At 70.9% G+C, this 11,895-nt stretch carries 10 protein-coding genes and 1 pseudogene; 3 read left to right on the top strand and 8 right to left on the bottom strand.

Annotated elements, in window-relative coordinates; all coding sequences use genetic code 11:
- Window positions 1–59 precede the first annotated feature (59 nt).
- A pseudogene (locus tag ABZU76_RS25605) lies at window positions 60–737 on the bottom strand (MIP/aquaporin family protein); the annotation flags it as partial.
- A gap of 85 nt (window positions 738–822) precedes the next feature.
- The gene (locus ABZU76_RS25600; RefSeq protein WP_354873810.1) at window positions 823–1,971 is read right to left on the bottom strand and encodes an ROK family transcriptional regulator; all 1,149 of its coding nucleotides are present in this window, start codon (window positions 1,969–1,971) and stop codon (window positions 823–825) included.
- Between the two features lie 127 nt (window positions 1,972–2,098).
- On the opposite strand from ABZU76_RS25600, the gene xylA reads away from it, so the two are divergent.
- On the top strand, window positions 2,099–3,247 hold the full coding sequence (xylA, locus tag ABZU76_RS25595) for a xylose isomerase (RefSeq protein ID WP_354873808.1): 1,149 nt from the start codon (window positions 2,099–2,101) through the stop codon (window positions 3,245–3,247).
- Between the two features lie 106 nt (window positions 3,248–3,353).
- Window positions 3,354–3,908: a hypothetical protein gene (locus ABZU76_RS25590; protein ID WP_354873806.1), complete on the top strand. Its 555-nt coding sequence runs from the start codon at window positions 3,354–3,356 to the stop codon at window positions 3,906–3,908.
- A gap of 22 nt (window positions 3,909–3,930) precedes the next feature.
- Here ABZU76_RS25590 and ABZU76_RS25585 read toward each other — a convergent pair whose 3' ends face one another.
- Genes ABZU76_RS25585 through ABZU76_RS25560 form a run of 6 tightly spaced genes read right to left on the bottom strand, consistent with a single transcriptional unit; the run spans window position 3,931 to window position 10,887 of the window.
- A complete protein-coding gene (locus ABZU76_RS25585) occupies window positions 3,931–4,935 on the bottom strand; it encodes a sugar phosphate isomerase/epimerase family protein (protein WP_354873804.1) in 1,005 nt (334 codons plus the stop codon).
- 16 nt (window positions 4,936–4,951) lie between these two features.
- Window positions 4,952–6,115: a Gfo/Idh/MocA family oxidoreductase gene (locus ABZU76_RS25580; protein WP_354873802.1), complete on the bottom strand. Its 1,164-nt coding sequence runs from the start codon at window positions 6,113–6,115 to the stop codon at window positions 4,952–4,954.
- 11 nt (window positions 6,116–6,126) lie between these two features.
- Complete coding sequence (locus ABZU76_RS25575) at window positions 6,127–7,155, bottom strand: substrate-binding domain-containing protein (protein ID WP_354873800.1); 1,029 nt, start codon at window positions 7,153–7,155, stop codon at window positions 6,127–6,129.
- Window positions 7,152–8,162, bottom strand: coding sequence for an ABC transporter permease (locus ABZU76_RS25570; protein ID WP_354873798.1), 1,011 nt, complete (start codon window positions 8,160–8,162; stop codon window positions 7,152–7,154). The genes ABZU76_RS25575 and ABZU76_RS25570 overlap by 4 nt, the downstream gene beginning before the upstream one ends.
- Complete coding sequence (locus tag ABZU76_RS25565; RefSeq protein ID WP_354873796.1) at window positions 8,159–9,667, bottom strand: sugar ABC transporter ATP-binding protein; 1,509 nt, start codon at window positions 9,665–9,667, stop codon at window positions 8,159–8,161. Before ABZU76_RS25565 ends, ABZU76_RS25570 begins: the two co-directional genes overlap by 4 nt.
- Entirely contained in the window at window positions 9,664–10,887 is a 1,224-nt protein-coding gene (locus ABZU76_RS25560) for an ROK family transcriptional regulator (RefSeq protein WP_255638291.1), read from the bottom strand. The genes ABZU76_RS25565 and ABZU76_RS25560 overlap by 4 nt, the downstream gene beginning before the upstream one ends.
- Window positions 10,888–11,606: 719 nt before the next feature.
- On the opposite strand from ABZU76_RS25560, the gene ABZU76_RS25555 reads away from it, so the two are divergent.
- Window positions 11,607–11,831: an OB-fold nucleic acid binding domain-containing protein gene (locus ABZU76_RS25555; RefSeq protein ID WP_354873794.1), complete on the top strand. Its 225-nt coding sequence runs from the start codon at window positions 11,607–11,609 to the stop codon at window positions 11,829–11,831.
- Window positions 11,832–11,895 lie beyond the last annotated feature (64 nt).

Genomic DNA, 11,895 nt, shown 5'->3' with positions numbered 1-11,895 from the left:
CCCCCGGCGATCGGGCCGGCCAGATACGCCCACCACGACGTCCAGTCGCCGAGCACCAGCGCGGGCCCGAGCGAGCGCGCCGGGTTCATCGACGCGCCGCTCACCGGCGCTCCCCACAACCCGGCCAGCGCGATGTAGCTGCCCACGGCGATCGCCGCCAGCGGCCCGACCTGCTGGGCCCCCGAGGCACTGCCCAGGATCACGCTCACCAGGCCCGTGGTCAGCACCAGCTCCCACAGCATCGCCGTGACGGTGCTGATCCCGCTGCCGGGCAGCGTCAGCCCGGCGTCGCCCTGCTTGCCGAGCAGGGCCCACAGCAGCAGCGTGGCCAGCGCCGCGCCGACGAACTGCGCCAGGATGTACGCGGGCACGCGCTTCCAGGGGAAGTCACCGCGCGCCGCGAACGCGAGCGTCACCGCCGGGTTGAGGTGGGCGCCCGAGACCGTGCCCATGAACAGGATGATCGCGGCGACCATCAACGCGGGGGCCACGACCTGCGCCGACGTCGGGATCGCCGAGCCGCCGAACCGGGCGTTGACGACTCCGCCGCCCACGGCGACGAGGACCAGCAGGAAGGTGCCGAACAGCTCGGAGAACAGCCGCCGCCCCTCGTAGCGGTCGTTCCAGAAGTCGAACTCGCGGGCCACGGAGTTCGGCTGGCCGATCGAGCGCAATGCGACTTCGGCGTGGCGCACGCGCGTCTGGTCGGGTGTTCGGGCAGTCGGCTGGGCAGTCATCGAACACCTCGATTCGGCGGGCCTTCGCCGTCATCGTCGGCCCGCCGGTGCCGCAGTCACCTCACCCGTCGTGGATGAGCCGGGGTCACGCGCGAGTGAGGAACGGGCCCGGGTCGGCCAGCACGTGGTGGATGGTCCGCCCGGCCGCGCCCAAGGTGGCGGCATCACCGCCCACAGTGGACGGTGCGAGCGTCGGGACCGAGCCGCGCAGGTGGCCCAGGCGGCCCGCCAGCACGGTTTCCGCGGCGGGGGCGAGCCACGGGAAGAGCGGGGCGAAGACACCGCCGAGCACCACGTGGTCGAGGTCGAGCAGGTTGACCGCCGAGGACAGCGCGAGGCCGAGCGCTTCGCCCGCCGCGGTGGTGGCCCTGGAGGCGGTGGGGTCGTTGGTCTCGAGGTTGTGCAGCAGGTCGTGGACACTCGTGACGCCCGCCGCTTCGAGCAGAGCCTCTTGTCCCGCATAGGTTTCCAGGCAGCCGGACGCGCCGCAGCGGCAACGCGGGCCCGCCGGGGAGACGACGACGTGGCCGAGCTCGCCGGCGAGACCGTGGGTGCCGGGGAACAGCGCCGAGTCCACGACCAGGCCCGCGCCGATGCCGACCTCGCCGGAGACGAACAGGAAGTCGGACGGGCCGGCGCCGAACCAGAGCTCGCCCAGGGCGCCGAGGTTGGCCTCGTTGTCGAGGGTGACGGGCACGGGCAGGTGCAGCATGTCGGCGGCGCGGACGTCGCTCCAGCCGAGGTTGGGGGCGCTGAACAGCACGCCGTCGCCGACCGGGCCGGACACGGCGAGGACGGCCCCGGCGACGGTCAGATTTTCAGCCGCGGCGAGGGCCGTCTCGGCGAGGTTTTGCAGCTCCCCCAGCACTTCCTCAGGGCGGGAACCGCGGTTGTCACGCTCGCGGCGCTCCGTGAAGCGCACGGTGCGGGCGAGGTCGAGCAGGCAGACGGCGAGGTAGTCGACGTTGATCTCCAGCCCCAGCGACGCCACGCGCGCGCCGGACAGCACGACCTCGACGCCGGGGCGGCCGCGTTCGCCCGCGCGGGCCGGGCCCGTTTCGGCGAGGAAACCGGCGTCGAGCAGGTCGCCGACGAGCTTCGACACGGTGGACTTGGTGAGGCCGGTGAGCTCCGCGAGCGCCGCGCGGGTGAGCGGGCCGCGCCCGGCGACCTCGCCAAGCACCAGCTCGAGGTTGCGCGCGCGCATCGAGTCGTGCCGCACCGCCTGCGTCATCGCCGTGGCCTCCTCCCGGAACTGTACCGAGGCCCCGGTGAAGCGACGGCCCTTGACGGGCGGGCCTGCGGGGCGCATATTTAGTCTACAACGTGAACTAAATGGTACTTGATTGAAGGGGACCGTCATGACCGACTTCGCGCCCACTCCGGACGACAAGTTCTCGTTCGGCCTGTGGACCGTGGGCTGGCAGGCCGCCGACCCGTTCGGCGTGGCGACGCGGCCGGCGCTGGACCCGGTGGAGAGCGTGCACCGCCTGGCCGAGCTGGGCGCGTACGGCGTGTCTTTCCACGACGACGACCTGCTCGCCACCGAGCCCGACCGCGACGCGGCCATCAAGAAGTTCAAGGCGGCGCTGGAGGCCACGGGCCTGAAGGTGCCGATGGCGACCACCAACCTGTTCACGCACCCCGTGTTCAAGGACGGCGGCCTGACCAGCAACGACCGCGACATCCGCCGGTACGCGCTGACGAAGGTGCGCCGCAATCTCGACCTGGCCGCCGAGCTGGGCGCCTCCACGTACGTGCTGTGGGGCGGCCGCGAGGGCGCCGAGTCCGACGCGGCGAAGGACGTGCGCGCCGCGCTGGACCGCTACAAGGAGGGCCTCGACCTCCTGGCCGACCACGCCGTGTCCCAGGGCTACGCCATCCGGTTCGCGCTGGAGCCCAAGCCCAACGAACCGCGCGGCGACATCCTCCTGCCCACGATCGGGCACGCGCTCGGCCTCATCTCGCAGCTGGAGCGACCCGAGCTGTTCGGCCTGAACCCCGAGGTCGGCCACGAGCAGATGGCCGGCCTGAACTTCGTGCACGGCATCGCGCAGGCCCTGTGGCAGGGCAAGCTCTTCCACATCGACCTCAACGGCCAGCACGGTCCCAAGTACGACCAGGACCTCATCTTCGGCCACGGCGACCTGACTTCGGCGTTCTTCCTGGTGGACCTGCTGGAGAGCGCCGGCTACGACGGCCCGCGGCACTTCGACTACAAGCCGCTGCGCACCGAGGACGCTTCGGACGTCTGGGATTCGGCCGCCGCGAACATGCGGATGTACTTGATCCTGAAGGAAAAGGCCGCCGCGTTCCGGGCGGACCCCGAGGTGGCCGCGGCGCTGTCGGCTTCGCGCGTCGACGAGCTGTCGGTCCCGACGGTCGCCCCCGGCGAGACGCTGGACGACCTGGCCGCGGACTCGTTCGACGTCGAGGCGGCGGGTAAGCGGGGCTACCACTTCACCCGGCTGAACCAGCTGGCATTGGAGCACCTGCTCGGCACCCGGTGACGGATTTCCCCGGTGGCGGGATAGGCCGTTTGCTGGTCGCGAGGTGGTCGAGACGACTATCTTGTGATCTCGCCAGCGCGGTCCCCGCCACCGAGGAGTCCCCACCATGACCGACGGTCCACAGCAGAGCCCGGGCACGCCGGAAACCCAGCCGGACGCGAGTTTCCCGCCGCCGCCGCAAGGGCCCGTGTTGCGGTACACGCCGGGGCAGCCGCCCGCGGCCGAGGCCGGGCGGCTGAGTGGCGGGACGCAGCAGGCGTGGTCCACGCCCGCCGCGGTGCCGCAGCCGCCCTCGGTCGCACTGCCGCCGCAATCCGGCCTCGCTCCGCACCCCGGGCCGCAGCAGCAGTGGACCGGGCAGCCCGGGATGCTTCAGCAAGGGCCGTTGAAGAGCGGCGTGCCCGCCGTGCTGGCGTTCGTGGTCGGGATCGCGGGCCTGATCGTCCCGTTCCTGCCGGTCGCGATGGACGACGCGCGCCTGGGTGGCACGCTCGACCTCCGGGCCTGGATCGGGCTGCCGTTCGCACTGGTGGCGCTCGCTTTGGGCATCGCCGCGTGCGTGGGACGGCGGCGGATGAAGGCGCTGGCCATCGTGGGCATGGTGTTCGCGGCCCTCACGCTGGTGGTCGTCATCATCATGATCGCCAACCGCCTGACCTGAGGGCCACGCCGGTCCGACAGACCTAAGGCTTCGACGAGAAAGCCGCGTCGAACGCCGCCGTCGGGGGTGTGAAGTTCAACCGCTTCACGAACTCCAACGCCTCCGGCGCGCCGGTCAGCCGGTCCATGCCGGCGTCTTCCCATTCGATCGAGATGGGGCCGTCGTAGGCGATGGCGTTGAGCATGCGGAAGACGTCTTCCCACGGGACGTCGCCGTGGCCGGTCGAGACGAAGTCCCAGCCGCGGCGCGGGTCGGCCCACGGGAGGTGCGAACCCAGCCTGCCGTTGCGGCCGTTGAGCTGCTTGCGGGCTTCCTTGCAGTCCACGTGGTAAATGCGGTCCTTGAAATCCCACAGGAAACCCACGGGGTCGAGGTCCTGCCAGACGAAGTGGGACGGGTCGAAGTTCAGGCCGAAGGCCGGGCGGTGGCCGATCGCCTCCAACGTGCGCACGGTCGTCCAGTAGTCGTAGGCGATCTCGCTCGGGTGGACCTCGTGGGCGAAGCGGACGCCGACCTCGTCGAACACGTCGAGGATCGGGTTCCAGCGGGCCGCGAAGTCCTCGTAGCCGCGGTCGATCATCGACTGCGGCACCGGCGGGAACATCGCCACGGTGTGCCAGATGGACGATCCCGTGAAACCGACCACAGTGGACACGCCCAGCAAAGCGGCCGCCCGCGCGGTGTCCTGCATCTCCGCGGCCGCCCGCCGGCGCACGCCCTCCGGTGACCCGTCGCCCCAGATGCGGGCGGGCAGGATGGCCTCGTGGCGCTCGTCGATGGGGTGGTCGCACACGGCCTGGCCCACCAGGTGGTTGGAGATCGTCCACACGCGAAGGTCGTACTTGGCCAGCGTGTCCCGTTTGGACTGCACGTACCCGTCATCGGAAAGCGCTTTGTCGACTTCGAAGTGGTCACCCCAGCAGGCGAGCTCGAGGCCGTCGTAGCCCCAGCCGCTCGCGAGGCGGCAGACCTCCTCGAAGGGCAGGTCGGCCCACTGCCCGGTGAACAGCGTCAGCGGTCGTGCCATCGAAAAAACCTCCTGATCAGACAACGGTCCACACGGAATCGGCGGCGGCGCTGCGTTCCACCGCGTCGAGCACGCGCTGCACCTGCAGCCCGTCGGCGAACGACGGCGCCGGGTCGGTGCCCGAAGCGAGCGCCACGAGGAAATCGCGCACCTCGTGGGTGAAGGTGTGCTCGTAACCCAGGCCGTGGCCCGGCGGCCACCACGCGCCGACGTACGGGTGCTCCGGCTCGGTCACGAGGATCCGGCGGAACCCGGCGACCGACGGATCCAGTGTGTGGTCGTGGAAGTACAGCTCGTTCATGGCCTCGAAATCGAAGGCGAGGCTGCCCTCGGAACCGTTGAGCTCGATCCGCATCGAGTTCTTGCGCCCGGCCGCGAACCGCGTCGCCTCGAAGCTGCCCAGCGCGCCTGACGCGAACCGCGCGGTGAACAGCGCGGCGTCGTCCACCGTCACCTCGCCCCGCGCAGCCGCCGAGGAAGCCGCCAGCCCCGACGACGAAGCGACCAGCGGCCGCTCGCGCACGAACGTCTCCGTCACCGCGCTCACGCCCGAAATCCGCGACCCGGTCAGGAACTGCGCGAGATCCACGATGTGCGCGCCGATGTCGCCGAGCGCGCCCGACCCCGCGCGCTCCTTCTGCAGCCGCCACACCAACGGGAACTCGGGATCGACGATCCAGTCCTGCAGGTACTGCGCCCGCACGTGCCGCAGCTCGCCCAGCCTCCCGTCGGCCACCAGCGACCGCGCGAAAGCCAGCGCCGGCACGCGCCGGTAGTTGAACGCCACCATCGACCGCACCCCTCGAGCGGTCGCCTCCTCGGCGGCGGCGGCCATCGCCGCGGCTTCGGCAACGGTGTTGGCCAGCGGCTTCTCACACAGCACGTGCTTGCCCGCGGCGAGCGCGGCCAGGGCGATCTCCGCGTGCGTGTCCCCCGGCGTGCAGATGTCGACGATCCCCACCTCGTCGGACTCCACCAGCCGTTTCCAGTCCGTCTCCACGGAAGCCCAGCCGAGCTTCTCCGCGGCAGCCGACGCCGCCGCGGCGTCACGTCCGCACAACACCGCCATCCGCGGCGTCAGCGGCACGTCGAAGGCGTGGTGCACGGTCCGCCACGCCTGGGAGTGGGCCGCGCCCATGAAGGCGTAGCCCACCATCCCGACGCCGATCTGCCCGGCCATCGAAAACCCTTTCACTCGAAGGAAACCGGCAGGTACTTGTCCACGTTCTCCTTGGTCACCACCGCCGAGAACGTGGTCACCGAAGCGGGGATCTCCTGCTCCGCCAGGTCCGACACGCCCTTCGTCTGCCCGAGCAGCCGCGCGAGGCGCACGGCGGACGCGGCCATCGTCGGCGGGTAGAGCACAGTGGCCTTGAGCACCGAGTTGTCGCTCTTGATCGCCTCCATCGCGGCCTTCGACCCGGCGCCGCCGACCATCAGGAAGTCCGACCGCCCGACCTGGCGCACGGCCTGCAGCGCACCCACACCCTGGTCGTCGTCGTGGTTCCAGACCGCGTTGAACTGCGGGTGCGCCTGCAGCAGCTCGGCCATGCGGGCCTGCCCGGTCGGCACGGTGAACTCGGCGGCGGCACGGCCGACCTTGCGGATCCCCGGGTAGTTGGCCAGCGCGTCGTCGAAGCCCTGCGTGCGCTGGCGGGTGAGCTCGAGCGTGTCGATGCCGGCGAGCTCGAGCACGGTGCCCTGCCCGTTGAGCTGCTGGCCGATGTAGTTGCCCGCGTTCACGCCCATGCGGTAGTTGTCGCCGCCCACCCACGTGCGGTAGGCCTGCGGCGAGTCGAAGATCCGGTCGAGGTTGATCACGGGGATGCCCGCGTTCATCGCCTTGCGCCCGGCCGGCGTGAGCTGCTTGCCATCGGCCGGCAGCACCACGAGCACGTCGACCTTGCGGTTGATCAGCGCGTCGATCTGCGCCGACTGCGTGGCGGCGTCGTTCGACCCCTCGGCGACGACGAGCTCCACGTCGGGATGGCGCTGCGCTTCGGCCCGCGCGTTGACGGTGATCGCGTTGAGCCAGCCGTGGTCGGCCTGCGGCCCGGCGAACCCGACCGTGACTCTCTTGCCCGGCGCGTCCTGGGCGCCTTGGGGTGCGGTCGCGGCGGCGGGCGGTGGCTCCTCGTTGCTCGTGCACGCGGCGAGCGCGCCCACGCCCGCGAGGGTCGCTCCGGTCAGGAACGCGCGGCGGCGGATGTCGGTGTTCATCGGGTGGTCCTCTCACTCGAGTAGAGCGAAGCCCGCCGCTGCACGAGCACGGCGAGCACGATGATCACGCCCTTGGCCAGCTGCTGTACGGCCGTGGGCAGGTTGTTGAGGGTGAACAGCACGCTGATGACCGTGAACACGAGCACCCCGAGCACGGAGCCGACGAGCGTGCCGCGGCCGCCGGAGAGCAGGGTGCCGCCGATGATCACCGCGGCGATGGCGTCGAGCTCGTAGAGGTTGCCGTTGCCCGACGTGCCGCTGGAGGTGAGGATGATCAGCATCACGCTGGCGATGCCGCAGCACAGTCCTGATAGGACGTACAGCAGGCAGGTGTGCAGCTTCACGTTGATGCCCGCGAGCCGCGCGGCCTCCAGGTTGCCGCCGATCGCGTAGGTGCGGCGGCCGAAGGTGGTGCGGTTGAGCACGAGCCAGCCGATGATCGCGACGGCCGCGAAGATCAGTACCAGCGGCGGGATACCGAGCACGTAGCTGTCCTGGTAACCGAGGTCGACGAGCGCCTGGTTGCTCGACGTCACGGTCTGTGTGCGGCCTTGCGAGAGCTGGATCGCCAGGCCGCGGGCCGACGCGAGCATCGCCAGCGTGCCGATGAACGCGACCAGCCGGCCGTACGCGATGAGCAGCCCGCTGACCAGGCCGCAGCCGACCCCGACGGCCACGGCGGTGAACACGATCCCGGTAATGCCGAACTGCTGGGTCGAGCGCGTGGTCGCCCACACCGTCGCGAGCGCCACCACCGCGCCGACGGACAGGTCGATGCCGCCGCCGATGATCACGAACGTCATGCCCACGGTGATCACGCCGATCACCGAAGCCTGCACCAGTACCAGCACGAGCGTGCCCGTGGTGAGGAACTGTCCCGGTTGGGTCAGCGCGCCGATCAGCACCAGCACGGCCAGCACGCCGACCAAGCCGAGGTTGCGCGCCTCCCGCAGCCGCACCGAGAACCCGCGCGCACGTTCGGTTGCCACCGCCTGTTCAGCGTTCATTCCGCACGCTCCTGCTCCTCGAGGATGAGATCGAGCACGGCCGATTCGTCGAGGTCGCGTCCGCGCGCCTCGGTGAGCACGCGGCCTTCGCGCAGCACCAGCACCCGGTCGGCCAGGCCGAGCACCTCCGGCAGTTCACTCGAGACGAGCACGATCGCGACGCCGGAATCGGCCAGTTCGCGGATCACGCGGTACAGCTCGGCCCGCGCGCCGACGTCGACCCCGCGGGTCGGCTCGTCGAGCAGCAGCACGCGGCAGCCCTTGAGCAGCCAGCGCGCGAGCACGGCCTTCTGCTGGTTGCCGCCCGAGAGCTTCCCCGCGGGCCGGCGGATGTCGGGCGGGCGCAGGTCGAGGGCCTCGGTGTGGCGGCGGACGGCGGTGGTCTCGGCGCGGGAGTTGAACCAGCCGAACCGCGCGTAACGCCGCAGCGAGGCGAGGGAAACGTTGCGGGCCACGGACTCCTGCAGCAGCAGGGCCTGGCTCTTGCGTTCCTCCGGCGCCAGGCCGAGGCCGGCGCGGACGGCCGACGTCACGCCGTTCCGCAGGGGTTTGCCGGCGAGCTTCACCTGGCCGGTGGTGGGTTTCCTTGCCCCGTAGACGGTTTCGAGGACTTCGGACCGGCCCGACCCCACGAGTCCCGCGAGGCCGACGATCTCGCCTTCCCGCACGGTGAACGCCACGTCTTCGAACGAGCCGGCCACGGTGAGGTCCTCGACCTCCAGCAGCACCGGGCGGTCGTCGAACGCGTCTTCGGCGGGCCGGGGCGGGAAGAGGTATTCGACGCGGCGGCCGGTCATCAGCGCGACCAGCTCGGTGGTCGGCGTGGTGCGGGCCGGGAGTCCGGTGGCGACGGTGTGGCCGTCTTTGAGGACCGTGACGCGGTCGCCGATCTCGCGGATCTCTTCGAGCCGGTGGGAGATGTAGACGACGGCGACGCCGCGTTCGGTGAGGCCGCGGATCACGCGGAAGAGGTTCGCGACCTCGTCGCTGGCGAGGACGGCCGAAGGTTCGTCGAGCACGATCAGGCGCGCGTCGAGCGAGAGTGCGCGGGCGAGGCTCACGATCTGCTTGCCCGCGGCCGAGAGCGAGCCGACCTCGCGTTCCACGCGGATCTCCTGGTGCCCCAGCCGGTTCAGGAGTTTTCGCGCCTCGGCGCGCATCGTCGCGCGGTGCACCCAGCCCCCGCTGGCCTGCTCGTGGCCGAGGAAGATGTTCTCCGCCACGGAAAGCCCGTCGACGAGGTCGAGCTCCTGGTACAGCGTGGCGATGCCGCACTTGATGGCGGCGGTCGGGTTGGGCAGCTCCACGGGCTCGCCGCCGACGCGGATCTCCCCCGCGTCGGGCCGGTGCGCGCCGGCGAGCACCTTGATCAACGTGGACTTGCCGGCGCCGTTCTGGCCCAGCAGGCAGTGCACTTCCCCTTCGGCCACGCTCAGCTCGACGTCGTCGAGCGCGCGCACGCCGGGGAAACCCTTGCCGATCCCCGTCATTTCGAGAAGCGTCATCCGCTGTCCCTCTCCCCTGCTCCGGCGACAACCCGCGCGGGGTCGTCGAACACGGCTTCCAGCGCCACGTGGGCCCCGCCGCGCGAGGCGGCCGAGAAGCCCAGCCACGACAGCTCCACGCGGCAGCCGCCGATGTCGGGCGCGACCACGCGGGCCTTGAGCTCGGCCATCATCGGGCCGAGCAGGTATGGGCCGAGCTGCGCGAAGTAACCGCCGAGCAGCACCACGCGCGGGTTGAACACGTTCACGAGCACGGCCGCGCCGACGCCGAGCCCTGTGCCCACCTGGGCCAGCGCGTCGAGCGTGCGGCGGTCTTTCAGCTCCGCGCGGCGGCGCACCATGTCGAGGCGCTGTTCGAGGTCCAACGAGGGGTCGTGCACCGGGTCGTTGGGCTCGGCCGCGAGCCGCAGCATCCCGGCGAGGCCCACGATCGTCTCCCAGCAGCCGCGCCTGCCACAGCCACAGCGCCGGCCGTTCGGATCGAGTTGGATGTGGCCGATCTCGCCGGAAAACCCTTCCGCGCCACCGAGGAGCCTGCCGCCGGAGATCACGCCGCCGCCGACGCCGATCTCGCCGGTGAGGTACACGAGGTCCGCAGTGCCGGCGACGCTGCCCATCGCGTGCTCGCCGAGCGCGCCGAGGTTGGCGTCGTTGGCCATGCGGACGGGGAATCCCAGGCGGCCGAGGCGGTGGGTGAGCCGTTCGGTCAGGCCGGTGACCACGGGGACGTCGGTCCAGTGCAGGTTGGGCGCGAACGCCACGGTGCCGGCTTCCACGTCGACGAGGGCCGGAATCGCCAGCGTCAGCCCGACCGGCGAGACCTTGAGACGGCGGCATTCCCTGAGCGCTCTCGCGGCCAGCTCGGCCGTCGCGTCGAGGACCTTGGCCGGAGGAAGCGCTTGCACGTCGAGCGCCACGCGCTGTTCGAACAGGACGGTGCCGGTGAGATCCAGCGCCAGCGCGGTGAGGTAGTCGACGTTCACCTCCACGCCGACGCCGCCCACCCCGCGCCCGTCGAGCTCCACGATCGTGCCCGGCCGCCCGACCGCGCCCGCGCGTTCCAGCTCGCCCTCCCGCGCCAGCCCGCGCTCGACCAGCTCCGCGACGAGGCTCGACACCGTGGCCTTGTTCAGCCCCGTCTCCGCCGCGATGCCCGCCCGCGACCGCGGCCCGGCGTCACGCAGGTGCCGCAGCACGAGCGCGAGGTTGCTGCGCCGCACCGAGGCCTGATCCGCCGGCCGCGGTGGGCCGATGGGTCTCAGAGGCAGGGAGGAGTCCACGCTGACACCGCCAAGTTCGTCTGGTGGGGCAACAAATTAGGTCAGGGCGAACGAAGGGGTCAACGATGGAGGGATGGTAACGATCCCGGCAAAAGCCCCTAAATGCCGGAGTGACCTGGGAAAACTGTTCTTTGGGGCGTCGTGGGCGGTCCTTCGGATGGAGCACGGATTGGGACGAACCGATGTACGAACCACTCACCCGTTCGGCTTCAGCTGCTCGGATGAGCCGGCCCGACGGGGTTGCGTGGACCACTGCGCCAGCCGGGTGAACGCGGCGGGGTGGCCGCGGTGGAATTCGTTGGAAACGGCTGTTTGTCACCGTTCGGCGCGGCAAGTCGAAAGTCCTGCACGGCTGGCGGGTTAATTCGCGCGACGTTCGGTGGCGCCTGTGCCTAGACTTCCGCGCAACGCGCTGACGGAACCGAGTAGCGCGGGGTCCCGCGCCCACAGAGAGCCGCCATAGCTGAGAGGCGGCGCCGCGTCCCCGCCGCGAAGACACTCCCGAGCAGCGGGGAGGCAATGCCCCGCCGGCCGGCCCCCGACACCGGGCCCAGTTTTTCGAGGCCGCCTTTGTCCCGGCGGCGAAGGTGCGGTGGTACCGCGAGTTCCCTTCTCGCCCGCACCCCCAAGGGGTCGCCGAGTTCGCTCGAGGAGAGTGGATGTTCCCTCGCACCCTGGTCGCCGACCTGCCCACGCACACCGGCACCACCACGACCATCGCCGGCTGGCTCCACCGCCGGCGCACCCTGAAATCCGTGACGTTCCTGGTGATCCGGGACCGTACGGGGTTGGCCCAGGTGGTGTTCAGTGCGCCACCTCGCCCCGGCCCGAACACGCCCCCGCCCTCCCAGGGCAGGGTTCCGGCAAAGTCGTTGGTGTTTTAGGGGTGGATGCCGAGCAGGGTGAGTGGTCGGGTGGTGTCTCGGGTCATGTGGCGTAGTCCGGCGG

Source organism: Amycolatopsis sp. NPDC005232 (genome assembly GCF_040607795.1).
In the GTDB taxonomy this organism is placed as follows: domain Bacteria; phylum Actinomycetota; class Actinomycetes; order Mycobacteriales; family Pseudonocardiaceae; genus Amycolatopsis.
This window is presented reverse-complemented; position numbering and strand designations above follow the sequence as displayed.